Annotated in this window: 17 protein-coding genes and 1 pseudogene; 10 read left to right on the plus strand and 8 right to left on the minus strand. The window is 72.9% G+C overall.

Going from position 1 to position 24,554, the window contains the following annotated elements; translation table 11 throughout:
* Positions 1 to 27 precede the first annotated feature (27 nt).
* Positions 28 to 1,527 carry an alpha-N-arabinofuranosidase gene (locus AB0F01_RS16460; protein ID WP_362095399.1) on the plus strand — a complete coding sequence of 500 codons (1,500 nt, stop codon included), beginning with the start codon at positions 28 to 30 and terminating at the stop codon, positions 1,525 to 1,527.
* Positions 1,524 to 3,323 carry a CocE/NonD family hydrolase gene (locus AB0F01_RS16465; RefSeq protein WP_362095402.1) on the plus strand — a complete coding sequence of 600 codons (1,800 nt, stop codon included), beginning with the start codon at positions 1,524 to 1,526 and terminating at the stop codon, positions 3,321 to 3,323. The genes AB0F01_RS16460 and AB0F01_RS16465 overlap by 4 nt, the downstream gene beginning before the upstream one ends.
* Positions 3,324 to 3,348: 25 nt before the next feature.
* On the opposite strand, the gene AB0F01_RS16470 is transcribed toward AB0F01_RS16465, so the two are convergent.
* The 3 genes from AB0F01_RS16470 to AB0F01_RS16480 all read right to left on the minus strand — a co-directional run bounded on the left by AB0F01_RS16470 (position 3,349) and on the right by AB0F01_RS16480 (position 7,639).
* The gene (locus tag AB0F01_RS16470; protein ID WP_362095405.1) at positions 3,349 to 4,407 is read right to left on the minus strand and encodes a LacI family DNA-binding transcriptional regulator; all 1,059 of its coding nucleotides are present in this window, start codon (positions 4,405 to 4,407) and stop codon (positions 3,349 to 3,351) included.
* A 120-nt stretch (positions 4,408 to 4,527) separates the two neighbouring features.
* Complete coding sequence (locus tag AB0F01_RS16475) at positions 4,528 to 6,057, minus strand: glycoside hydrolase family 43 protein (protein ID WP_362095408.1); 1,530 nt, start codon at positions 6,055 to 6,057, stop codon at positions 4,528 to 4,530.
* A gap of 124 nt (positions 6,058 to 6,181) precedes the next feature.
* Positions 6,182 to 7,639, minus strand: a complete 1,458-nt coding sequence (locus AB0F01_RS16480; protein WP_362095411.1) for an endo-1,4-beta-xylanase — start codon at positions 7,637 to 7,639, stop codon at positions 6,182 to 6,184.
* A 581-nt stretch (positions 7,640 to 8,220) separates the two neighbouring features.
* Between AB0F01_RS16480 and AB0F01_RS16485 the strand changes: the two genes are divergently transcribed.
* The 3 genes and pseudogenes from AB0F01_RS16485 to AB0F01_RS16495 form a co-directional block, all read left to right on the plus strand.
* Complete coding sequence (locus AB0F01_RS16485) at positions 8,221 to 9,696, plus strand: non-reducing end alpha-L-arabinofuranosidase family hydrolase (RefSeq protein ID WP_362095413.1); 1,476 nt, start codon at positions 8,221 to 8,223, stop codon at positions 9,694 to 9,696.
* A gap of 330 nt (positions 9,697 to 10,026) precedes the next feature.
* A complete protein-coding gene (locus tag AB0F01_RS16490) occupies positions 10,027 to 11,853 on the plus strand; it encodes a glycoside hydrolase family 3 protein (RefSeq protein WP_362095415.1) in 1,827 nt (608 codons plus the stop codon).
* Positions 11,854 to 12,025: 172 nt separating this feature from the next.
* Positions 12,026 to 12,478, plus strand: a pseudogene (locus AB0F01_RS16495) (LysR substrate-binding domain-containing protein); the annotation flags it as partial.
* A gap of 179 nt (positions 12,479 to 12,657) precedes the next feature.
* On the opposite strand, the gene AB0F01_RS16500 reads toward AB0F01_RS16495, so the two are convergent.
* The gene (locus tag AB0F01_RS16500) at positions 12,658 to 13,014 is read right to left on the minus strand and encodes an ATP-binding protein (RefSeq protein ID WP_362096013.1); all 357 of its coding nucleotides are present in this window, start codon (positions 13,012 to 13,014) and stop codon (positions 12,658 to 12,660) included.
* A 348-nt stretch (positions 13,015 to 13,362) separates the two neighbouring features.
* Here AB0F01_RS16500 and AB0F01_RS16505 point away from each other — a divergent pair, with 348 nt between their 5' ends.
* The 4 genes from AB0F01_RS16505 to AB0F01_RS16520 all read left to right on the plus strand — a co-directional run bounded on the left by AB0F01_RS16505 (position 13,363) and on the right by AB0F01_RS16520 (position 17,260).
* On the plus strand, positions 13,363 to 14,235 hold the full coding sequence (locus tag AB0F01_RS16505) for a helix-turn-helix transcriptional regulator (RefSeq protein WP_362095417.1): 873 nt from the start codon (positions 13,363 to 13,365) through the stop codon (positions 14,233 to 14,235).
* Positions 14,232 to 14,459: a DUF397 domain-containing protein gene (locus tag AB0F01_RS16510; protein WP_362095420.1), complete on the plus strand. Its 228-nt coding sequence runs from the start codon at positions 14,232 to 14,234 to the stop codon at positions 14,457 to 14,459. Before AB0F01_RS16505 ends, AB0F01_RS16510 begins: the two co-directional genes overlap by 4 nt.
* Before the next feature lie 357 nt (positions 14,460 to 14,816).
* The gene (locus AB0F01_RS16515; RefSeq protein ID WP_362095422.1) at positions 14,817 to 15,758 is read left to right on the plus strand and encodes an oxygenase MpaB family protein; all 942 of its coding nucleotides are present in this window, start codon (positions 14,817 to 14,819) and stop codon (positions 15,756 to 15,758) included.
* Positions 15,755 to 17,260, plus strand: a complete 1,506-nt coding sequence (locus AB0F01_RS16520) for an aldehyde dehydrogenase family protein (RefSeq protein WP_362095425.1) — start codon at positions 15,755 to 15,757, stop codon at positions 17,258 to 17,260. Before AB0F01_RS16515 ends, AB0F01_RS16520 begins: the two co-directional genes overlap by 4 nt.
* Before the next feature lie 199 nt (positions 17,261 to 17,459).
* Here AB0F01_RS16520 and AB0F01_RS16525 read toward each other — a convergent pair whose 3' ends face one another.
* On the minus strand, positions 17,460 to 17,870 hold the full coding sequence (locus AB0F01_RS16525; RefSeq protein ID WP_362095428.1) for a RidA family protein: 411 nt from the start codon (positions 17,868 to 17,870) through the stop codon (positions 17,460 to 17,462).
* 58 nt (positions 17,871 to 17,928) lie between these two features.
* Complete coding sequence (locus tag AB0F01_RS16530; RefSeq protein WP_362095430.1) at positions 17,929 to 18,555, minus strand: TetR/AcrR family transcriptional regulator; 627 nt, start codon at positions 18,553 to 18,555, stop codon at positions 17,929 to 17,931.
* 103 nt (positions 18,556 to 18,658) lie between these two features.
* Between AB0F01_RS16530 and AB0F01_RS16535 the strand changes: the two genes are divergently transcribed.
* Positions 18,659 to 19,798, plus strand: a complete 1,140-nt coding sequence (locus tag AB0F01_RS16535; RefSeq protein WP_362095433.1) for an acyl-CoA dehydrogenase family protein — start codon at positions 18,659 to 18,661, stop codon at positions 19,796 to 19,798.
* Positions 19,799 to 20,247: 449 nt separating this feature from the next.
* Here the strand turns inward: AB0F01_RS16535 and AB0F01_RS16540 are convergent, their stop codons facing one another.
* Both AB0F01_RS16540 and AB0F01_RS16545 read right to left on the minus strand, forming a co-directional pair.
* The gene (locus AB0F01_RS16540) at positions 20,248 to 22,080 is read right to left on the minus strand and encodes an AMP-dependent synthetase/ligase (RefSeq protein ID WP_362095436.1); all 1,833 of its coding nucleotides are present in this window, start codon (positions 22,078 to 22,080) and stop codon (positions 20,248 to 20,250) included.
* Between the two features lie 227 nt (positions 22,081 to 22,307).
* Positions 22,308 to 24,518 (minus strand): 3-hydroxyacyl-CoA dehydrogenase NAD-binding domain-containing protein, encoded by a 2,211-nt coding sequence (locus AB0F01_RS16545; RefSeq protein ID WP_362095438.1) that lies wholly within the window; start codon positions 24,516 to 24,518, stop codon positions 22,308 to 22,310.
* Positions 24,519 to 24,554: the final 36 nt, after the last annotated feature.

Below are 24,554 nucleotides of genomic sequence, written 5' to 3' on the forward strand. Positions count from 1 at the left end.
CGCGCCCCTCCCCCGAAAGGATCCGCAGTGCCCCGCGTCCACATCGAGCTCGACCGGCAGGCCGTCATCGCACCGGTCCGACGCCGCACCTTCGGCTCGTTCGTCGAGCACCTCGGCCGCTGCGTGTACACCGGCCTCTACGAGCCCGGACACCCGACCGCCAACGAGGACGGGTTCCGCATGGACGTCGTCGAACTCGTCCGGGAGCTCGGCAGCACGACCGTCCGCTACCCGGGCGGCAACTTCGTCTCCGGGTTCCGCTGGGAGGACTCCGTCGGCCCCCGCGAACAGCGCCCGGTACGCCGCGACCTGGCGTGGCGCTCCCTGGAGTCGAACCAGGTCGGCCTCGACGAGTTCGCCCGGTGGCTGAAGCTGACCGGCTCAGAGCTGATGCTGGCGGTCAACGTGGCCACCCGCGGCATTCTGCCCGCCCTGGACCTCCTGGAGTACGCCAACCACCCGTCCGGCACGGCCCTGTCGGACCTGCGCATCGCCAACGGCACACCACAACCGCACGACGTGCGCATGTGGTGCCTCGGCAACGAGATGGACGGCCCCTGGCAGACCGGCTTCATGACGGCGGACGACTACGGCAAGACGGCCGCCCGCACCGCCGCCGCGATGAAGCGGGCCGACCCGGACCTCGAACTCGTCGTCTGCGGTTCCTCCGGCTCCACCATGCCGACCTTCGGCGACTGGGAACGCACCGTCCTCGAACACTGCTACGACCACGTCGACTACGTCTCCTGCCACGCGTACTACCAGGAGCACGACGGCGACCTCGGCTCCTTCCTCGCCTCGGCGGTCGACATGGACTACTTCATCGACACCGTCGTCGCGACCGCCGACCACGTGGGGCACAAGAAGCGCTCCGGCAAGAAGATCAACATCTCCTTCGACGAGTGGAACGTCTGGTACTTGAAGGAGCATCAGGAGGCCGAGAAGGTCCACGACGAGTGGCGGCACGCCCCGCGGCTGCTGGAGGACGTCTACACGGTGGCGGACGCCGTCGTCGTCGGCAACCTGCTGATGACGCTGCTGCGCCGCAGCGACCGCGTCACCTCGGCCTCCCTCGCCCAGCTCGTCAACGTGATCGCGCCGATCATGACCGAGCCGGGCGGCCCCGCCTGGCGCCAGACCACCTTCCACCCCTTCGCCATCACGAGCCGGCTCGCCTCCGGCGAGGTGCTCCGGCCCCTGATCGAGGCACCGGTCTACGACACCGCGCGCTTCGGGGAGGCACCGCTCGTCGACGCCGTGGCGACCGTGGACGAGGACCGCGCCGCCGTCTTCCTCGTCAACCGCTCCCTCGCGGAGACCGCCCGGGTCACGGTCGACGTGCGCGGCCTCGGCTCCACGCGCGTCACCGAGGCGGTCACGCTCGCCGACGCCGACCCGTACGCGAAGAACACGCTCGCCCGGCCGGACCGGGTGGCCCCGGCCCCGAACACCGGCGCGGCGCTCGCCGACGGCGTGCTCAGCATCGACCTCCCGCCGACGTCGTGGTCGGCGGTCGCCCTGCGGTGAGCGACGGCGAGCGGCCCGTCCGGGAGCCGGTGCCCCGTGGGACGGGCGGCGGCCTGGCCCGCGGGGCGCCCGGTCCGGTAGCCGGGCGCCGCGAGGCGGACTGCGTCCTGCGCGACGGGACCCGGCTGCGGACCGTACTGCTGCTGCCGCACGGGACCGGGCCGTGGCCGGCCCTGCTGACCCGCCATCCCTACGACGTGACCCGCGAGGAGCACGACGGGCTGCTGGACGTCGGGCGCCTCGTCGCCGCCGGCTACCTCGTCGCGCTCCAGGACGTGCGGGGCCGCTTCGGCTCCGAGGGCGTCTTCGACCCCGGCGTGCAGGAGGTGGCCGACGGAGCCGACGCCGTGGCCTGGCTCGCGGCGCGTCCCGAGTGCACCGGCAGCGTCGGCATGTGGGGCGCGTCCTACGCCTCGGACACCCAGTTCGCCGCCCTGCTGGGAGGCGCCCCGGCGCTGCGGGCGATCGCCCCCGCGCTGACGCCGTCGTTGTCGGCGCTCGACGGTTTCCGGTTCCGCGGCGGCGTGCCGGAGATCGGGAGCACCCTGACGTGGACGCACGGGGCGATCGCCCCGGACCTGGCCTCGCGTATCGCTTCCGCCCGCGAGCGGGAGGCCGAGCAGCGGCGGTGGGAGGCCACCGAGCGGGCCATCGCCTCCGGTGACGCGTTCCGGGCGGGGCCCCCGCACCCCGGGTGGGACGCCGAGGCGATCGTCCGGTGGGGCCTGGACCGGCTGCGGGAGCCGCTCGGGTCGGCCCGGCACCGCGAGGGCAAGGTCGTCGACCGGCTCGACGCGGTCGACGTTCCCGTCCTGCTGACCGGCGGATGGTTCGACGTGTTCCTCGGGCCGACCCTGGAGATGTACCGGCGGCTGCTGCGCCGCGCGAAGGACACCGGCGGGCCGGCGCCCCGTCTGCTGGTCGGCCCCTGGACGCACGACGACCTGTCGGGCCGGGCGGCCGGTGCGGACTTCGGGCCGGGCGCGTCCGCCGACGACCTCGGTGACGGCAGCGACCTGACCGCGTGGCACCTGCGGTGGTTCGACTCCGTCCTGCGCTCGGGCCCACCCGTGGGGCCGCCGGTGCGCGTGTTCGTGATGGGCGCCGACCGGTGGTTGACGCTGGACGCGTTCCCGCCGCCCGGCACGCGGACGCTCGCCCTGTACCTGAACCCGGGGGGCGCGCTGGCCGCCGAGCCAAGCGGCAGCGGTGAACGGCGGCTGATCAGTGACCCGGAGGACCCGGTGCCGACGCGCGGCGGTGCGGTGCTGCTGTTCGCGCCGTTCACGGCGGGGCCCGCCGACCAGAGGGAGGTCGAGGCGCGGCAGGACGTGGTGGCGTGGCGCACCGGGCCGCTCGCGGAGGGCCTCACGGTGCTGGGCGCGGTGCGTGCCGTGGTCCACCTCGTGACCACCGGTACGGACGCGGACGTGGTGGTGCGGCTGTGCGACGAGCACCCGGACGGCAGCAGCCGGGTCGTCGCCGACGGTGTGCAGCGGGCGTCGGCCCGGTCCGTCGATCCGGTGACGGGCCTGGGCGAGCGGCGGCCGGTGGTGCCAGGTCAGGAGGTGGAGGTGGTCGTGGACCTGTGGTCGACGGCGCACACGTTCCTGCCGGACCACCGGGTGCGCGTGGACGTCGCCCCCAGTTCGTCACCCCGCTGGGAGGTCGGGCGCAACGCCTTCGACGCGGACGGCACGGCCGCGCGGCCCGCGGCGGCGGAGTACACGATCCGTCACGGCGCCGCCTGTCCGAGCCGTCTCGTCCTGCAGGTCGCGGCGACGGCACCGGAGTGAGACGGGCCGGGCCGCGGCCGGCGGGTCACCGGCGTGGTGCCGTGGTGGCCCGGGCGGGTGCGGTGGAGGACCGGACGACCAGCTCGGTGGCCAGTTCCATGCGGGCGGGTGACCGGGCGCCGCCGTCCTCGCCGCGGGTCTGCTCGATGAGGAGCTTGACCGCGGCGGCGCCCAGTTCGGTGCTGGGCTGGCGGACGGTCGTCAGGCCGGGGGTGATGTACTGCGCCTCCGGCAGGTCGTCGAAGCCGACGACACTGATGTCCTCGGGGATCCGCATCCCGCGGGCGGCCAGGGCGTCGTAGATGCCGAGTGCCATGGAGTCCGCGCAGGCGAAGAGCCCGGTGATGCCGGGGTCGGCGTCGAGCAGGGTGTGGGCGGCGGTGGCCGCCTTGGTCCGGTTCCAGCCGCCGTGGGCCACCGACACCGTGGCCGGGCCGGCCGCCGCCGTGTCGGCCGCGGCGCGGAAACCGTCGACGCGGGCGCGGCTGAAGAGGTGGCGGGCGTGGCCGGCGACCACGCCCATGCGCTCGTGGCCGAGGGACAGCAGGTGCTCGGCGGCCATCCTGCCGCCTTCCCAGTTCGCCACGCCGACGCTCGACACCCCGGACGGGGGTGTGCTCATGGGGTCGATCAGCACCACGGGGACGCCGGCGGCGAAGAGGGTGCCGAACTGGTGCGAGGCGGGATCGACGAGCGTCCCGATCACGCCGAGGGTGCGTCGGCGCAGGACCCGCGACACCCAGTCGCCGTCCGGTTCGGCGAGGGTCAGGACGACGTCGAGGCCGGCCGCGGCCGCTTCCCGGCCGACGCCGGCGATCAGCAGGTTGGCCCAGGACCCCTCGAAGTGGGTGACGACGAGGTCGAGTACGTGGGACAGGCCGGGCTCGTCCCGCCCGCTCTCGCTCTTGGCCCCGCCCCTGCGGGTGTAGCCGACGGCCCGCACGGCCTCCATGACCCTCGCGCGTGTCTCCGCCGAGACGTCGGTTCCGCCTCGCAGCACCTTGGACACGGTGGGCACGCTCGTACCGGCGGTCTGGGCCACCAGGGACAGGGTGGGGCGCGATCCGGCTGGTCGGGGGGGCATGGGGACAGATTATCCCAAGGCGCGGCTGGGCTCCGCGGGGTCCGACCGGCGCCTCGGCCGGGGGGTCGGACGGGCGTGGACGAGGGCCCCGGGGGGCCGGAGCCCGCCCGCACCCGCGCGTCAACCGGCAGGCGCCGGGACGTACTCGTACCAGTCGAAGGCGACCGTGCCCTCGGTGGCGTACATGCCGATGACCCGGCCGGTGAAGCCGCCGGCGACCTCGGTGGACAGGTAGCGTCCGTCCAGTTCGGCGAGCGGCGGCCCGTCCGGGGTGCCGGGAGTGCCGACGTGGAAGGCGAGGGTGTCGGGGCCGGTGGTCCCGCCGTCGGTGAGTCCGGGTGACGCGGGGACCAGGCCGGTCGTCCGGACCGTGACGGTGAGGGTCAGGGGGCCGGCCGGGGCCGGCTGGCGGGCGACGGTGCTGCGCAGCGGCCCGATCCGGGCGACGACGCGGACCTCTCCGTCCCCGGCCTCGATCTCGTAGTGGTGGGCCTCGTCCAGGCGCACGCAGAGGCCGCCGCGGCCGGTGCCCGGGTCGAGCAGGGCGGTGACGCGGCAGTCGTGGTGCTGCTGGCGGCGGCCGACGAAGGTGTGTCCGGGGCTGTCCAGGGTGGGGCCGGTCGCGTGGAGGACCAGATGGCCCGGGCGCTCGGTGAGGGACCAGGAGCCCTCGGGGCGGGCGAACGGCGAGATCCAGTGCGGGGCGAGAGCCGGCCCGTCGAAGTCGTCGCGGGCGGGCGGGGCGGGCACGGGATGCCAGGCGCCGCCCGGCGCCGGGTGCCGCTCGGGGACGGGCGCGACGACGGGCCAGCCGTCCTCGTCCCACTCCACGGGGGTCAGGAACGTCTCGCGGCCGAGCACGTGCACGTCGGGCGTGAAGCCGCGGGGGCGGACGCCGAGCAGCACCATCCACCAGCTGCCGTCGGGGGCCTGCACCAGGTCGGCGTGGCCGGTGTTCTGGACGGGGCGGGCGCTGCCGCTGTGGGTCAGCAGGGGGTTGCCGGGTGCGCCCTCCCAGGGGCCGCGCGGCGAGCGGCTGCGGGCCACGGACACGCTGTGGCCGCGTTCCGTGCCGCCCTCGGCGATGAGCAGGTACCACCAGTCGCCGATGCGGTACAGGTGCGGTGCCTCGGGGAACTTCAGTCCGGTGCCGGACCAGGTGGCGACGGGCCCCTCCAGCACCTCTCCCCCGAGGGGGTCGATCCTGGCGATGTTGATGCCGCCGGCGGGACCGGAGAAGGCGCACCAGCAGGTGCCGTCCTCCTCCCACGCGAGGTCGGGGTCGATGCCGGGCAGGCCGGTCCACACCGGGTCGCTCCACGGCCCCTCGGGCCGCTCGGCGGTGACGACGAAGGTGCCGCCGCCGTCGATGTTGGTGGTGATGACCCAGTAACGGCCGTCGTGGTGACGGATGGTGGGGGCGTAGAGCCCGCCGGACGCCTTGGCGCCGGGGAGGGGCAGCGGCAGCTGCGCGGGGCGGTCCAGCACGTTGCCGATCTGCTCCCAGTGCACCAGGTCCCTGCTGTGGAACAGCGGCAGTCCGGGGACGTACTCGAAGCTGGAGCACACCAGGTAGTAGTCGTCGCCGACCCGGCACACGCTCGGATCGGGGTGGAACCCGCTGATCACCGGGTTGTCGTACAGGTGCACGGAGGTCGTGTTCCCTTCGGGTGCCGGGCAGCGTCCGTTGCGGCACGACGGACGGCCGGTGAGGGCCGCCGCCTGGACGGCGGCGGCCCTCACGTGCTGCGGTGCTGTGCTCGCGCGGGTCGTGTCAGGCGCGGGTCCAGCGCTGGTTGTTGCCGCCGGAGCAGGAGTAGATCTGGATCTGGGTGCCGTTGGCGGTGCCGGCGCCCACGGCGTCCAGGCACTTGCCGGACTGGACGCCGACGATGGAACCGTCGGAGTTCAGGCGCCACTTCTGGTTGTCGCCGCCCCAGCAGCTGTAGATCTGGACCTTGGCGCCGTTTCCGGTGCCGGCGGCGTCCAGGCACTTGTCGCCGTAGACCCTGAGCTCACCGGAGCCGGTCAGCGTCCACTGCTGGTTGGTGCGGTTGTTGCAGTCGTAGAGCTGCACCTGGGTGCCGTCGGCCGTACTGGCGTTGGGCACGTCCAGGCAGCGGCCCGAGGCGACGCCCCTGATGGCGGTGCCGTCACCGGGCTCCGGGTCCGGGTCCGGGTCGGGGTCCGGGTTGCCGCCGCCCGCGTTGAGGGCGTTCAGCACGGCGCTGTACGCCTGCTTCTTGCTGCCGTCGTTGTTGAACAGCAGCGGCGTGTGCTCCGAACGCCAGGAGTCGCTGTCGCGGACGCCCCAGACGGTGACGCCGAGGCAGCGGGAGACGGCCAGGCAGTCGTTGACCACGGCGGCGTAGGTGTTGGGCGAGGCGCCCTGGATGTCGAGCTCGGTGACGGCCACGTCGACCCCGAGGGCGGCGAACTGCTGCAGCGTGGTGCGGAAGTTGCTGTTGTAGGGGCTGCCGCTGTTGAAGTGCGACTGGAAGCCGACGCAGTCGATCGGCACGCCGCGCTGCTTGAAGTCCCGCACCATGCGGTACATGGCCTGGGTCTTGGCCCAGGTCCAGTCCTCGACGTTGTAGTCGTTGTAGCAGAGCTTGGCCGACGGGTCGGCGGCCCGCGCGGTGCGGAAGGCGACCTCGATCCAGTCGCTGCCGGTGCGCTCCAGGTTGGAGTCGCGCCGGGCACCCGAACTGCCGTCGGCGAACGCCTCGTTCACCACGTCCCACTGCGTGATCTTGCCCTTGTAGTGGGCCATCACGCCGTTGATGTGGTCGATCATCGCCTGGCGCAGCGCGCCGCCGCTGAGGTTCTGCATCCAGCCGGGCTGCTGGGAGTGCCAGGCCAGCGTGTGACCGCGCACCTCCTTGCCGTTCTGCACCGCCCAGTTGTAGACGCGGTCGGCGTTGGTGAAGTTGAACTGGCCCCGCTGCGGCTGGGTGGCGTCGATCTTCATCTCGTTCTCGGCCGTCACCGAGTTGAACTCACGGTTCGCGATCGAGGCGTACGTGGAGTCGCTCAGCCGGTTGGCGGCGATGGCGACGCCGAAGTAGCGGCCGCTCTGTGCCGCCGCGGCACCGAGGGTGCTCTCGGCGGCCTGGGCGGGCGACGGCGCGACGAGCGCGCCGGCCAGGCCGACGGAGCCGGCGACCAGCGCCAGCATCGCGGCGCGGAACTTCTGCCGTACAGGGGGTCTGGCGAGGGCTGAGGAGCCCATGGCTGTACCTCCAGGGGGTAGGGGATGACGGGGTCACCGGACGTCGCGGTCATGGGACCCGGGGGGAGATCTCGACCGGCACGGACGGTCCCGGTCGGCCGCCGGGGTGCGCCGGGCGGCGGTCCTTCGGCCGTGCGGGCTGTGGCACGGCTGTGGTGCGGCTCGGGCTGTAGGAGCCCGCACAGGCGGGCTCCGTTCGAGATTTCGGTACGCGGTCGGCGTACCAGACAGGATCATTGAGTGATTGACAGTGCCTCGTCAACCCCTCGGCGTCATCAATTTCCGACTCCGGTGCGAAACTTTCGGACGGCCGGTCACGGAGTCAGGCCCACGGAGGCGACTCGTCGGACCGCTCACCACCTGCCGTTCTCCGGTCAACCTGCCGGACCGCTCGGCCGGTTCGGAGGGACTGTTTGTGGTCAGGTCGGCCGTAGACCTTGACCCCGGAGCGTCGGCTTCCTAGCTTGTGGCGTCACGCAACCGGGATCACTTTCGAAACATTCGACATCCGCCCCACCCCGGAGCGGCTGCCGCTCCCGCGGTTCGCCGCCGCCCCCCACCCGCCCTCAAGGAGGCCCTCGATGTGGTCACGCCCGCTGTCCCCGGTCGGTCCGAGACGCTTACTCGGCGTCCTCGCTCCGCTGCTCCTCCTGGCCACGTTCCTCGGCGCCCAGCCCGCCGAGGCGGCCACCGTCGACACCAACGCCACGTACGTGCTGGTCAACCGCAACAGCGGAAAGGCCCTGGACGTCCACAACCGGGCGACCGCCGACGGGGCCCGCATCACCCAGTGGACGCGGAACGACCAGGCCCAGCAGCAGTGGCAGTTCGTCGATTCCGGTGACGGGTACTACCGCCTCAGGTCCCGCCACTCGGGCAAGGTGCTGGACGTGTACAACTGGTCCACCGCCAACGGCGGTTCGATCGTCCAGTGGTCCGACCTGAACGGCACGAACCAGCAGTGGCGGCTGGCCGACAGCGCGGACGGCCACGTCCGGCTCATCTCGCGCCACAGCGGCAAGGCCCTCGAAGTGCAGGGCGGGTCCACCGCCGACAACGCGAACATCGTCCAGTACGACGACTGGGGCGGGACCAACCAGCAGTGGCGGCTCGTCGAGGTCGGCGCCGGCGATCCCGGCACACCCGGCACGTGCGAGCTGCCGTCGAGCTACCGCTGGACGTCCACGGGCGCACTGGCGCAGCCCCGGCAGGGCTGGGTCTCGCTCAAGGACTTCACCGTCGCCCCCTACAACGGCCGGCAGCTCGTCTACGCGACCACGCACGACACCGGGACGCGGTGGGGGTCGATGAACTTCGACCTGTTCACCGACTGGTCCCAGATGGCCTCGGCCGGCCAGAACCCGATGTCGGCCTCGACCGTGGCGCCCACGCTGTTCTACTTCGCGCCGAAGGACATCTGGGTGCTCGCCTACCAGTGGGGCCGCACCGCCTTCTCCTACCGGACGTCGAGCAACCCCACCGACCCCAACGGCTGGTCGTCCGAGCAGGTGCTCTTCTCCGGGAGCATCCCCGACTCCGGGACGGGACCCATCGACCAGGCCCTCATCGGTGACGGCACGAACATGTACCTGTTCTTCGCCGGCGACAACGGCCGGATCTACCGGGCGAACATGCCGATCGGGAACTTCCCGGGCAGCTTCGGGTCGACCTCGACCGTGGTCATGAGCGACACGACGAACAACCTGTTCGAAGCCCCGCAGGTCTACAAACTGGAGGGCCAGAACCGCTACCTCATGATCGTCGAGGCGATCGGCTCGCAGGGCCGCTACTTCCGCTCGTTCACGGCGACGAGCCTGAACGGCTCCTGGACGCCCCAGGCCGCGACCGAGAGCAACCCCTTCGCCGGCAAGGCCAACAGCGGCGCCACCTGGACCAACGACATCAGCCACGGCGAACTGCTCCGCACCAATCCCGATCAGACCATGACCGTCGACCCCTGCCGCCTGCAGCTGCTGTACCAGGGGCGCAGCCCCAACTCCGGCGGGGACTACGGCCTCCTGCCCTACCGTCCAGGTCTGCTCACGATGCAACGCTGACGGCAGGACGGGGGCCGGTGACCAGGGGGGAGACCGGTGCGGCGGGTCCGGCGGGTGGGCCGGGCCCGCCGCACCTTCCGGCTCTCCGGTGGTGCGCAGGTGGCGTGGGACGACCAGCCCGGCCGAGGGGGCCGGTGATCGCCGAGGCGGTGTCCGGCCAGAGGTGCGGCGCGCGACGCGTCGGGAGCAGCAGCCCTTGCTTTGTCTAGACCTATTGTGTCTAGACCTCTTGCCCCGCGCAGGATCCGCGGGCTACGTTGCGCGCTGTTCGGCTCCCCTCGTGATTCCCGCAACTCCCCTGCCCAGCAAGGCTGGAAGGAGCATGCCCGCATGCAGGACCGAAGCCCGTCCAGACGAACCGTCCTCGCCTCCGCGGCCGTGGTCGCCGCGAGTGCCACGGGTGTCGTGGGCGCGACGGCCACCCCTGCGGCCGCCCACCGGCGCGACCGGCGCCTGAAGAAGATCCTCTCCGGAATGAGCACCGAGGCGAAGGTCGGCCAGCTGTTCGTGCCGTACTTCTACGGCTCGTCGGCGACCTCGCCCAGCCAGTTCGACCAGGACCGCAACCTCAGGGAACTGGGCGTCCGCACCGTGGCCGAACTCATCGCCAAGTACCACCTCGGCGGGGTCATCTACTTCCAGGGCTGGACCAACAACCTCCACGACCCGCGCCAGATCGCGGACCTGACCAACGGCATCCAGCGGGCCTCGCTCGCGCTGCCCACGCCCGTCCCCGCCCTGATCTCCATCGACCAGGAGCACGGCGCGAACGTCCGCATCGGCAGCGGCGCCACCCAGCTGCCGGGAGCGATGGCGCTCGGCGCGGGCCGTTCACTGTCCGACGCGCGCACCGCCGGGCGGATCTCCGGTACCGAACTCGCCGCGCTGGGCATCCACCAGAACTTCGCCCCGGTCGCCGACGTCAACGTCAACCCGGCCAACCCGATCATCAACGTCCGCTCCTTCGGCGCCGATCCGCGCGAGGTCGGCCGCATGGTGGCCGCCCAGGTGACGGGGTATCAGCAGGCGGGTGTCGTGGCCTGCGCCAAGCACTTCCCCGGCCACGGGGACACCGGGCAGGACAGCCACACCGAACTGCCCGTGATCACCCACACCAGGGAGGAGTGGGAGCGCATCGACGCCCCGCCGTTCCGGGCCGCCATCGCCGCCGGTGTCGACTCGATCATGACCGCGCACCTCCAGGTCCCGGCGCTCGACCCCAGCAACGAGCCGGCCACCCTGTCGCCCACCATCCTCCAGGGCGTGCTGCGCGGCGAACTCGGCTTCGACGGCGTCATCGTCACCGACGCGCTCAACATGCAGGGCGTGCGCACCAAGTACGGCGACGACCGCGTGCCGGTGCTCGCCCTCAAGGCGGGCGCCGACCAGTTGCTGTTCCCGCCGGACATCGACGTCGCCTACCACGGCGTCCTCGCCGCCGTCCGCGGCGGCGAGATCACCGAGGACCGCCTGGACGAGTCCGTCCTGCGCATCCTGCGGGTGAAGGAGAAGGCCGGCCTGCTCAGCGGCAGCCCCTACGTCTCCCCCAAGGTGGTCGACCGCGTCGTCGGCGCCCGCGCGCACCGGCTCTCCGCCGCCCGCATCGCCGAGCGCACCACCACCCTGCTGGTCGACAAGGGCGGCGCGCTGCCCCTGCGCCGCGGACAGAAGAAGCTGCTCGTCGTCGGGGCCAGCCCCGCCTTCCCGACGGACGCCACCCGGTCCACGGTTCCCGAACTGGCTCGGGCTTTCGATGAGTTGGGCTACCGCACCACCCACCTCGCGACCGGCCGTTCACCCGACGCGGCGACGGTCGACGAGGCGGTGGCCGCCACCCGGGGACGCGACGCGGTGGTGGTCACCACCGAGAACGTCGGTGCCACCAGCGCCCAGCGCACGCTGGTCTCCCGGCTTCTCGCGACGGGCGTTCCGGTCGTCCACCTGGCGGTGCGCAACCCGTACGACATCGCCCATCTCGGCGACGTCCGGGCGTCGTTGGCCTCCTACTGCTGGACCGAGGTCGAACTGCATGCCGCCGCCCGGGTGATCGCCGGCCGGGTCGACCCGCGCGGACGGCTGCCGGTGCCCATCCCCCGCGCCGACGATCCGGACACCGTCCTGTTCCCCTCCGGGCACGGGTTGTCGTACCGGCGCTGAGCTGGGCGGACACCCTCGGCGGGCCTGGTGTTCCTTGACCGACCCGGCGCGCCGGACCGTCCTGCCGACGTCATGACCTGGGGCCCGGTGCTCGGTCTTCGAGCCGGGAGGCCGTGCCGGGCCCCGGCCTGGAAAGGTTTTGTATCGTTCCCCGGGGGCGAGGACCGGTGACGTCGTGCTGCCCGTCGACCATCCGCGAGCCGGGAGCGGGCCGGTGCGCGTCGAGGCGCTGGCCGACGAGACCTGGGTCGAGGACAACGACGGCTCGGCGGCGCTCCTGCACCAGCACGCCGCCCGCGCCGGAGTCAGCGTCCGCATCGACCTCGCCGCCGCCGATCTGCCGGGCAAACTGGCCCTGGTCGCCACCGGTCATGCCATCGCGCTGATACCCGGGGTGCTGAGGTGCGCGCTGCGGGCCGACGTGACCACCCTGCCCCTCGTAGCTCCCCCGACCCGTGGGATCTACGCGATCACACCGCGCCGCGACCCCCACCCCCGCGCCGAGCCTCTGCTGGACCAGCTCGCCACGGCCTTCGCTTCGATCCGTCCGGCCCACGTCGACCACCAGCCGACCGAGTCGGAGGCCCGTGCCGCTGCGCCCGGCACTTCACGACGGCGTCGGTGAAACGCCCCACGACAGTTCCGAGCAGCGGGACCGAGCGGGACTGAGCTCGGCGTCCTTCCTCGGCGGGCCTGGTGTCCCTTGACCGACTCGGCGCGCAGGACCGCCCTGCCGACGTCAGGACGTGTGGCTCCTTCCTGCCGACGTCAGGACGTGTGGCTCCGGCAGCGGTGGGTCCCTCCTCAGGCACCGGAGCACGGGCCGGGGCTGCGGTTCCACCGGCCGCCGCACTCCGCCCACACGGTCTTGCCGCCCGGCGGGCAGGGCTCGCAGCCCCAGTCGTCCGCGAGCGCCGCGACGAGGAGCAGGCCCCGTCCGGACTCCCCGGTGGTGTCGGAGCCGGGGACGGGCGCGGGCCGGCGGTCGCCCCGGGCGTCGGTGACCTCGATGCGGAGTGCGGTGGGCGTCAGGGTGAGGGTGAGACGTGCGTGCCTGCCCCGCACCCGGCCGTGCAGGACCGCATTGGCGGTCAGTTCGGCGATGAGGAGACGGGCCGTCGCGGTGGCGTCGTCGTCGCAGGAGGTGCGCGGGCCGTTCAGCGGGGCGCCGCCCGTGCCGTCGCGGGGCCCTTCGTCCTGCCTGCCGTGCCGCGCGGCCAGCCATTGCTCGGCCGCGTGACGCACCCTGTGCGCACCGAGTGCGGTGGCTGGGAACACGGTGCGCCAGCGCGCCGTGCCTACGGTCGGTTCACCTGGAGCGGTGACGGTTCGTTCGTTAACCTCACCGAGGGTGACCGAACCGCCCTACCGTGGGGAGCCCTTCGGGCGGTACACGGGGTGACTGTCCCGGCGGGGACGGAGCGACGTACGGGCGTATGCCCGTGACCGGGCCGGGCCTTCGCAGGTTCCGTCCCCGGCAGACGGATCAGGGCAGGGTGGTGGTGCGGCATGGCAGTGCAACCGGGGTCGGCGGGTCCCACGGGTGACGACACGGACGGTACGGACGAGGTCGCGGACCTGTTCCGGGCTCTGGGACGGCAGATCAGGGTCGCCCGTGAGCGGGCCGGGCTGAGCCGGAAGGAGCTGGGCGAACGGCTCGGCTACGGGGAGGAGACGATCTCGTCGGTCGAACGGGCCCGGCGGACTCCGCAGCCCGAACTGCTCGTCGCGGTCGACCGGTTGCTGGACTGCGGCGGCCTGCTCGCCTCGGCCGCGGAGGACGTCACCCGGGCGAAGACCCGACGCCGGGTGCGGCATCCGGAGTGGTTCCGCGACTATGCGCGGCTGGAGGCGGAGGCCGTGGAGCTCCGCTACTTCGCCAATCAGGCGGTACCGGGGTTGTTCCAGACGTCCGACTACGCACGGGCCGTGTTCGTCAGTCGGCAGCCCTACTTCGACGACGAGACCGTCGAGGAGCGCGTTGCGGCCCGCATGAGCAGGCAGGAGTTGATGACGCGATGGCCACCACCGACCGTGAGTGCGGTCATCCAGGAGAGCATTCTGCGCCAGCCGTTCGGCGGTTCGGACGTGCAGCGCGGCCAGTTGGAACAACTCCTCCGGATCGGCCGGCTGCGGCACGTCGAGATCCAGGTCATGCCCACTTCCAGCGAAGACCACGCGGGGATGGGCGGGCCGTTCACGCTGCTCACTCCCAAGTCGAAGCCGCAGGTGGCGTACCTGGAGGTCCAGCACTTCAGCCGCCTGGTCGCTGACCAGGAACAGGTGCGTGTCCTGGCGGCGAAGCATGGCAGCATCCGAGGGCAGGCACTCACTCCACGCGAGTCCCTGCGCCTGCTCGAGAAGATGCTGGGAGCCCTATGAAAACCGAACAGCCGACCCGTCTCACCTGGTTCAGCAGCAGTTACAGCGGGGATGAAGGGGGCGAGTGCGTCGAAGTCGCCGCCGGCCACCTGGCCGTCCACGTGCGGGACTCCAAGGAGCGCGGTGGCCCTCGGCTCGCGTTCGCGCACCGTGCGTGGTCCGGGTTCGTCGCCGGTCTCGGCCCGGAGTGCGCAGGGGCGCAGGGGGCCGGACCGGGGGACTGAACCCACCGGGCAACGGGCTCGCGGAGCACGGTGGATGACGCGTGACGCGTCGGTGGGACGGCCGGGGGTCGGCGCCCCCGGTGGGCCGCCGCCTCCGTGACGGTCCGCGCGTCAGCGCTTCCCCCTACGGTACGGCCGCGTGCGCGTTCGTCGAGTCCCCGTTGTGTCACGGGTGTTGACGCCCTGGTGAAACAAATCAATAGTTTCAGTATCTTCGACTCACAGCGGTGCTCCCCCCGGATTCCGGCACCACCGCAGGACACGCCTGCCCTCCAGGCCGGGAGCGCCGTCGTCCGCGGCCGTACGGCGTACGGGGTGCCGAGCGACGCGGAGACCGTCCACCGGGAGGGGTCACCCATGGGCCGTTACAGCCGGCTCCGCCGTATCCAGCAGATGGATCCGGAACGCGACTTCGAGCAGATCTACCGCTGGATCATCCAGCACGAGTTCCCCCGCGACTACCTCCACGGGACGTCCGTCGCGTTCCTGCGCGACTACGGCGTCCCGCGCATCTCGCGGCTGCTGGACCGCACCCAGGAGTTCGAACGCGCCGGCCAGAAGCGGTACGACGACACGGTGCTGCTCACGTACGAGATGGTCCGGGAGGGGATGGACTCCGCGCACGGGCGTGCCGCCGCACGGCACCTGAACCGTATCCACGGGCGCTACCGGATCCCCAACGAGGACTTCCTGTACGTGCTGGCGACCACGGTGGTGGGGCCGAAGCGGTGGATCGACCGGTTCGGCTGGCGGCGCCTGTCGGAGCAGGAGACCCGGAGTCTCGCGCTGGTGGGCCGGCGGATGGGCGAGATGATGGGGATCGCCGATGTGCCGCGCACCTACGAGGAGTTCGAGCAGCTGCACGACGCCTACGAGCGGGAGATGTTCGCCTACGATCCCGCCAACCGCCGCGTGGCCGCCGCCACGTTACGGATCATGGCGGCCTGGTACCCGGCTCCGCTGCGCCGTGCCGCCTCACGGATCCTGCTCGCCGTCCTGGACGAACCCCTGCTGACCGCGCTCGGCTTCCGGCCGCAGCCGCGCCTGGTGCGGGCCGTCGTGCACCGGGGCTTCCGCGTCCGGGCCGCGCTGATCCGTCTGCTGCCCGCGCGGCCGGAACGGCTTCCGCGCAAGCCGAAGGCCCGTACGTATCCCTTCGGCTGGACCCTGGACGACCTGGGTCCGCACTGGGCGCACTCCCGCGGGACGGCCCAGCCCCAGGACGAGGCGCCGACGGCCGGGACCGCCGCTCCGGTCCGGCCGTCCGCCTCCGATGTTCACCGTGAGGAGACCCGATGACCGACACCACGCCCGCCGCCGCCCCCCGTGCGGCGACGTTCACCACGCACTCCCCCGCGACCGGCAAGGCGCTCGCCGAGCACCCGGTGCACGGTCCCGAGGAGGTGGCGCGTGCCGTGGCCCGCGCGCGGGACGCGCAGGCCGGATGGGCGGCGCTGCCCGCGCGCCGGCGCCGCGACCACCTGCTGCGCTGGAAGAAGACCCTGGCCACGGAGTTGGACGCGGTGGCGCGCACCATCGCCGAGGAGACCGGCAAGCCGGCCGGGGACGCGGCGCTGGAGGTGGTCCTCACCCTGGAGCACCTGGGCTGGGCGGCCCGCAACGCCGAACGGGTGCTGCGCCGGCGGAGGGTGGGCACCGGACTGTTCACCGTCCACCAGCGGGCGTCGCTGGTGCACCGGCCGCTGGGGGTGGTCGGGGTGATCGGACCGTGGAACTACCCCCTCTACACGCCGATGGGCTCCCTCGGTTACGCCCTGGCCGCGGGGAACGGGGTGGTCTTCAAGCCGAGCGAGCTGACCCCCGGCACCGGGGTCCTGACGGCCGAGCTGTTCGACGCCGCCGTGCCCGAGTACGCCGGGCTGTTCACCACGGTGACCGGCGCCGCCGGGACCGGGGAGGCACTGGCCAGGTCGGGCGTGGACAAGCTGGCCTTCACGGGGTCACCCGGGACGGCCCGCCGGGTGATGGCGGTGTGCGCGCAGACGCTGACCCCGTTCCTCGCCGAGTGCGGCGGGAAGGACGCGGTGATCGTCACCGCGGACGCGGACCTGGACGCGGCGGCCGACGCGATCGTGTGGGGGGCGCTGAGCAACGCGGGGCAGACCTGTGCGGGCGTGGAGCGGGTCTACGCGGTGCGCGAGATCCACGCGGCCCTGTGCGAGCGGGTCGTGGAGCGGGCCGGGGCGCTGCGCCCGGGGGACGGGGCGGACGCCTCGTACGGCCCGATGACGCTGGCGGGGCAGGTGGAGGTCGTCGAGCGGCACGTCGGCGGCGCGGTCGCCGCGGGTGCGCGGGCGTTGCTCGGGGGGACCGAGTCGGTGCGCGCCCCGTACGTGGCTCCGGTCGTGCTGGCCGATGTGCCGGAGGACGCGCAGGTCGTGACGGAGGAGACGTTCGGGCCGGTGGTGGTGATCAACGCGGTGGCCGGCGTGGACGAGGCGGTGGAACGGGCCAATGCCTCGCGGTACGCCCTGGGCGCCGCGGTCTTCTGCCGCAGTGGCCGGACCGGCGCGGCGATCGCGGCGCGGCTGCGTGCGGGAGCGGTGTCGGTGAACTCGGTGCTGGGGTTCGCGGCCGTGCCGGCGTTGCCGTTCGGCGGCTCGCAGGACTCCGGGTTCGGGCGGATCCACGGCGAGGAGGGGCTGCGTGCCTTCACGTCCGTGCAGTCGGTGACGGTGCAGCGGTTCGCCCCGGCGATGGCGCTGACGTCCTTCTCGGTGCCGCCCGCCACGCGGGAGCGCGCGGTGCGGCTGGCGCGGTCCCTGCACCGGCGGCGCTGAGGCGCACGGGGAGGGCGGCCGGGGCCGGCCGGAGCGCGCCCCGTCGGGGTGGAGCGGGGCGACCGGCGGTCCGCACGACGGGCTCCCGGTGACCGCCGGGCCGGCGAGCGGCGGCCCGGTGAGCGGCCGCCTGCTGAAGGGCCGCCTGCTGAAGGGCCGCTTGGTGACGTGCGGACCGGCGGTCCCGGCACGGTGTCGCTCAGGCGGGGAGGGCGGCCGTGAGATCGAGTTCGACCAGCTGGCCGGCGAAACCCAGCTGCGCGACTCCCAGGAGCGTGCTGGCGGTGGTGAACGCGGGGGCCAGGGGGGAGGCGGTGAACCGGCTCCAGACGGAGGCCAGGTCCTCCCGGTCGTCGCTGCGCACGTAGATGACCGAGCGCACCACGTGCTGGGGCCCGGCGTCCACCGCCGCCAGGGCGGCCAGTGCGTTCTCGACGACCTGGTCGACCTGCAGGTCGAGGGAGTCCTCACCGACGACGGAGCCGTCCGGGCCGACGGGGCACTGCCCCGCCAAGTAGGCCGTCCTGCCCGTCTCCACGACGGTGACGTGGTGGTATCCGGGCGTCTCGTGCAGCTGATCGGGGTTGATGCGGCTGATCTCCGGTGTCATCCGGCGAGTCTGTCCCACCTGCCCGCCGGTCCGCACGTCCTTTTCGGCCCGCACACGGTCAGGCGTCCAGCAGCGGAGCGAGGTAGCGGCGGGCGAAGGCCCGGGCCTGGTCCTCGTCCTCCATCTCGATGCAGCTGGCGGGGTTGAGCAGGAAGGAGACCGCGACCCGGACCATCAACTCGGCGACGGGGCGCGGGTCTTCGTCGGGGCGGCCCTCGACCTGCTGCGCGCGGCGGAGGTGGACCGTCAGGTACTCGACGGTGGCCGACAGCGAGGAACTGCCCTGCACGGTCAGGTAGGGCAGCACGACGTCGGGTTCGAGTCGCAGCATGCCGCCGAGCAACGGGTGGGCGCGGCTGTGGCGCAGGGCGACCACGAAGCCCTCGACGACCCGGTCGCGCATGGTCGGCACTCCCGCGACCGCCGCGTCCAGCCGCTCGAAGAACCGGCCCAGTTCGCGCAGCAGGGTGTCCTCGACGAGCTTGTCCTTGGTCTGGAAGCGCCGGTAGACGGTGACCCGTGAGACACCGGCCCGCTTGGCGACGTCGTCCATGGACGACCGGCGCACGCCCAGCAGGGTGAACTGCTCCAGGGCCGCGTCGAGGATCCGCCGGGCGATGTGGTCCTCCGGCTCGGACCGGGCCAGGGCCCGGTCGAGCCACGAGTCGTTCGTGTCAGTTCTCATGGTGCCCCTCACGATACCGGCGCACCCTTCCCCGAGCGACGATGAAACAACTAGCATCACTTTGTAACCGCGCCGACCCGGCACCGGACACCGGAGGGACCCGATGGGCAGTCGACTCACCGAGGAACAGACCGCGTTCGCCGCGGCCGTACGTGATTTCGCCAAGCGGGAGTGCGGTACCCGAGAACAACGCGACGCCCTGACCTCGGGGGGCCGCGAAGCACACCACCCCGGGCTCTACGCACGCCTCGCCGACCTGGGCTGGCTCGGGGTGTGCCTGCCGGAGGAGTACGGCGGCGCGGGCGGCGGTGTGGCCGACGCCTGCCTCTTCCTGGAGGAGACCTCCTACGGGCTGGTGCCCTGCGGCGGCTTCATCACCACCGTCATCACGGCCAAGGCCTACGAGCGGTTCGGTTCCGAGCGGCAGCGGCGGGAGGTGCTGACGGGCGTGGTCGGCGGTGACGTGCTGTCCATCGCCATGTCGGAGCCGGAAGCCGGGTCGGACGTCGGTGCGCTGCGCTGCCGTGCCCGGCGGGAGAAGGACGGTTCCTGGGTGATCGACGGCCAGAAGACGTGGATCTCCAACGCCCATTGCGCGCGGAGCATCCTGCTGGTCGCCCGCACGGGCGAGGACAAGCACGGCGGGCTGACCATGTTCCACCTGCCCGCCGACACGCCCGGCGTCCGGATACACGGGATCGAGACCATGCGCGGCCGGGAGGTCAACGACGTCTTCCTGACCGACGTGCGGCTCCCCGCGGAGGCGGTAGTCGGCGAGGTGAACAACGGATGGCGGCAGTTGATGGCCGGCCTGAACCACGAGCGCCTGTTCCTGGCGGCGAACATGCTGGGGCTGGCACGCCGGGCCTTCGACGACGCCGTGACCTACGTGCGCGAGCGCGAGCAGTTCGGGCGTCCCGTCGGTTCCTTCCAGGCGCTGCGGCACCGGATCGCGGATCTCGCGACCGAGATCGAGTGCACCCGGCTGCTGGTACGGGAGGTGGCGCTCGACTGCGACGCCCGGCCGGATCAACTCCTTCCGCGGCAGGCGTCGATGGCCAAGCTGAAGGCGACGGAGATCGCCAAGCGGACCGCCCTGGAAGGCATGCAGATGATGGGCGGTTACGGCTACACCACGGAGTTCGACATGGAGCGGCACCTGCGCGCCGCGGTCGTCTCCACGGTGTACGGGGGCACGAGCGAGATCCAGCGCGACGTCATCGGCCGGACCTACGGTCTCTGAGGTCGGGAACCGGGAGACCAGGCGGGCGACCGGGCGACCGGGCGGGCATCGGGCGGGCGGGCAGACACCGGGCGAGCACCGGGTGGGCGGTGGTCCCGGACCACGTTCGCCCACCGGCCGTCCCCCGGGGACACGTTCGGCCGCCGCTCGCCCCGAGTGGGGCGGGCGGCGGCCGGATGCGGGCGGCGGCCGGATGCGGTCCGGGGGCGGGCTCGGGTACGGCTCCCGCCGAACGGGCCGGGCCGTGCACGCGCGAGGACGGCAGCCGCCGAGCGGCGGCACCGCCGGGCGGAAGCCGAAAGTGGGCGCCCGGGCGGAAGCCGGAAGTGAGCGACCGGGTGGAGGCGGCCGGGCGGGCCCCGGGGCGCGGCCGGGAAACGCGGCAGCCGGCCCGGCGCACCCGGGAGACGGGACGGCAGGCCCGGCGCGCCCGGGCCTGCCGCCGCCCGTCAGCCCTCGTAGAGCCCGGAGATCCGGTCGGCGTACTTGTCGCGGATGATCCGGCGCCGCATCTTCAGCGACGGCGTCAGTTCACCCGTCGCCGGGCCCCACTCCTCGGCCAGCAGTTCGTACCGCTTGACCTGTTCGGTGCGGTTGAGCCGGGCGTTGGCGGCGGCCACCGCGCGGTCCACCTCGGCCCGGACCTCGGGGTGCTCCACCAGCCCCGCCAGTCCCCCGTCCGCCTCGACGCCGTGGGCCGCGGCCCAGGCGGGGGCGCCCTCCGCGTCGAGGACGAGCAGCGCCACGAGGTAGGAGCGGTTGTCGCCGTGCACCATGGCCTGACCGATCAGGGGGTGCTCCTTGAGCGCGTTCTCCACCAGGGCGGGCGAGACGTTCTTGCCGGTGGAGGTGATGATCATCTCCTTCTTCCGGTCGGTCAGCCAGAGGTACCCGTCCTCGTCGATGCGGCCGATGTCCCCCGTGGCCAGCCAGCCCTCGTCGTCCAGGGCGGAGCGTACCGAGCCGTCCGGCTGGAGGTAGCCGGGGAAGACGGACGTGCCCCGCACCAGGATCTCGCCGTCCTCGGCGGTACGGATCTCCACGGACTCCACCGGCCGCCCCACCGAGCCGATCCGGAAGCCGGTCTTCGGACTGTTGCTGGTGGCCACGCCGGTGGTCTCGGTCAGCCCCCAGGCGTCCATGATGACGATGCCGAAGCCGGCCCAGAAGTTGAGGACGTCGACGGCCATGGGGGCCGACGCGCTGGCCGACCAGGTCACCCGGTCCAGGCCGCCCGCCGCGAGCAGCGGCAGCAGGACGTCCTTGCGGGCGCGGGCGTAGCGCTCCTCCAGGTCGGCGGGCGGCTGCTCGCCCCGCTCGCGGTACGCGACGTGCTCACGGGCCACTTCGAAGGCCTGGTCGATGGCGGTGCGCTGCTCGGGCGGCATCAGCGAGAGGACCGCCCGCACGGCGGCGGACAGTTTTTCCCATATCCTCGGCACGCCGAAGAACTGCGCGGGCCGCACCTTGCGCACGACCTCGCCCACGCGCGTCGGGTCGGCGCACAGGTACACGTGCGAGGCCCGGTGACAGGGCAGGTAGATGCCCAGCATCCGCTCCGCGATGTGGGCGAACGGCAGGTAGCAGATGTGTTCGACGTGCGGGGGCAGGTCCACCACGGCGTCCAGCGCCAGGGCGTTGGAGAGCACCACGCGGTGGGTCAGGACCACCCCCTTGGGCTCGCCGGTGGTGCCGGAGGTGTAGACGACGGTCAGCGGGTCCTCGGGGCGGGCGGTGTCGAGTTCCTTGTCGAACCCCTCCGGCACCGGCTCACGGAGCAGCGCGGCGTAGGGCACATGGGCCGCCTCCGCGCCCTCCTCGGCCACCACCAGCCGCTCCAGGGGAGTCTCGGCGTCGGCCAGCAGCGGTTCCCACACCGCGAGCTGGGCCGCGCCCTCCACGACGGCGATGCGGGCCCGGCAGTTGCGGGAGATGTGCACGATCTGCTCGGGCGCGGCGGTGCCGTAGACGCTGACCGGGATCGCGCCGAGGCGGACCAGTGCGAGGTCGGAGAGCCAGTGCTCGGACCGGTTGGACATCATCATCAGCACGTGGTCACCACGTCCGACGCCCAGGGCGCGGTAGCCGGCCGCCAGGCGCCGGGTGTGCTCGTGGACCTCCGCCCAGTCGAGGGTGGTCCATTCCTCGTCCGGGTCCGACGACTGCCAGGACAGGGCGGGGAGTCGGGGGTACGCGGCGGCGTTTCGGGCCAGGAGTTGCGGCAGGGTCCGGTCGGCCGGGTCGTCGGGCAGGGCGTCGGCGGTGCGCGGTGCCGAGGTCATCGGGGCCTCCTTGCGGGTCGGAAGGGAACGTCCGGGAGACCGGGGCGTGGGGGAAGCCCGGGGAGGGCGTACCCGGTGCGGCCGGGGTCGGTCGGCGGATCGGTGAGCAGCGGATCGGCGGTGCGGTGGGGCTCCGGGGCGATCGGTGGGGCACGGGTCGAGGGGGTGGCGCATCGACGGGGGAGAATCTCGGGAGGGCGTCGACGGACGCCCTCCGACGGACCGGATCAGGCGTCGGTGAAGCTCTCGCCCAGCTCGGCCTTGCGGAGCAGCAGCGCGGGCGGGGCGAACCGGCGGCCGTGCCGGGCGGCCAGTTCCCGGGCGCGGGCTACGAAGCCGGGCAGGCCGCCCTCGTAGCCGTTGACGTACTGGAGCACGCCGCCGGTCCAGGGCGGGAAGCCGATGCCCAGCAGGGAACCGACGTTGGCGTCCGCCACGGACACCAGCACGCCTTCCTCCAGGCAGCGCACGGCGTCCAGGGCCTCGGCGAACAGCAGCCGCTCCTTCAGTTCGGTCAGGTCCGCCGGGACTGCGGGGGCGCTGGGGACGGCGGGGTCGGCGGGCGGCGCGTCCGGGTGGGTGAAGTGGTCGCGCAGTCCCGGCCAGAGCCGGGTGCGCCGGCCGTCGGCGTACTCGTAGAAGCCCGCGCCGCCGGACCGGCCGGGGCGGCCGAACTCGTCGATCATGCGGTCGATGACGGCGTCCGCCGGGTGCGGCTCCCAGGTGCCGCCCGACGCCTCGGTGGCACGGCGGGTCTCCTCCCGGATCCTGCGCGGGAGGGTGAGGGTCAGCTCGTCCATCAGCGCCAGCACCTTCGCCGGGTAGCCGGCCTGGGCGGCGGCCTGCTCGACGGAGGCCGGGTCGATGCCCTCGCCGACCATGGCGACGCCCTCGTCGAGGAAGCGGCCGATGACCCGGGAGGTGAAGAAGCCCCGCGAGTCGTTCACCAGGATCGGCGTCTTGCGGATCTGCCGCACCAGGTCGTACGCCCGCGCCAGCGCCTCCTCGCCCGTCCGCTCGCCCCTGACGATCTCCACCAGCGGCATCTTGTCGACGGGCGAGAAGAAGTGCAGGCCGACGAAGTCCCGGGGGCGTTCGACCCCCTTGGCGAGGACGGAGATGGGGAGGGTGGAGGTGTTGGAGCAGAGCAGGGCGTCGGGGGCGACGACCGTCTGCACCTCCCGGAAGACGCGGTGCTTGAGGTCCGTGTCCTCGAAGACCGCCTCGATCACCGCGTCGCAGCCGGCCAGGTCGGCCGCGTCGGCGGTGGGGGTGATGCGGGCGAGCAGCGCGTCCGCCCGCTCCGGCGTCCACCTCCCGCGCGCCACGGCCCTCCCGCACAGCTTCTCCGCGTGGGCCCGTCCGCGCTCGGCCGCCTCGGTGGAGACGTCCTTCAGGACGACCTCGATGCCCGCTTCCGCGCAGGAGTAGGCGATCCCGGCGCCCATCATGCCCGCGCCGAGGACGGCCACCCGCCGCACCTCGCGGGGTACGACGCCCTTCGGGCGGCCCGCGCCGGAGTTCACCGCCCGCAGGTCGAAGAAGAACCCCTGGATCATGTTCTTGGTGATCTGCCCGGTGACCAGTTCCGTCAGGTGGCGGGCCTCCACCTCGAAGGCCGTGTCCACGTCGACCTGCGCGCCCTCCACGGCCGCCGCGAGGATCGCGTGCGGTGCGGGGCAGGGGGCACCGCCCGTCTTCTTGCGCAGCAGCGCGGTGAAGGCGGGCAGTTGTGCGGCCAGTTCCCGGTCGGCGGGGGTGCCGCCGGGGATGCGGTGGCCGGGCCGGTCCCAGGGCTGGGCGGACTCGGGGTGGGCGTCGATGAACGCCCTCGCCCGGTCGATGAGTTCGTCGGCGTCGGCGGCGATCTCGTCCACCAGACCGGCCTCCAGGGCCCGCGCCGGACCGTACCGGGTGCCCTCCAGCAGGACCGTGCGCAGGGCCTCCGCCACGCCGAACATGCGGACCGTGCGGGTCACTCCCCCGCCGCCCGGCAGGAGCCCCAGGGTCACTTCGGGCAGTCCGACACGGGCGTCCGGACTGTCCAGGACCACGCGGTGGTGACAGGCCAGGGCGATCTCGTAACCGCCGCCCAGCGCGGCGCCGTTGAGGGCGGCGACGACCGGTCTGCCCAGCGTCTCCAGGACGCGCAGCGCGCGCTTGACGCGCATGCCCGCCTCGAAGGACGCCTGCGCGGTCGCGGGCGTGACGGAGATCAGGTCCCGCAGGTCACCGCCGGCGAAGAAGCTCCGCTTGGCGGAGGCGACGATCACTCCTCGGACGGTGTCGGCGCTTTCCGCGAGCCGTGCCGTGACGGCCTCCAGCGAGTCGATGAACGCGGCGTTCATGGTGTTGACGGACTGGTCGGGGTCGTCGAGGACGAGGGTGACGACACCGCTGCGGTCCTGTTCCCAGCGGATGGTGGTGCTCTGGGTCATGAGGGGGTCTCCGGGGTCTGCGCAGGAGGGCGCGGG

The organism is Streptomyces sp. NPDC029526 (genome assembly GCF_040637405.1).
Lineage (GTDB): Bacteria > Actinomycetota > Actinomycetes > Streptomycetales > Streptomycetaceae > Streptomyces.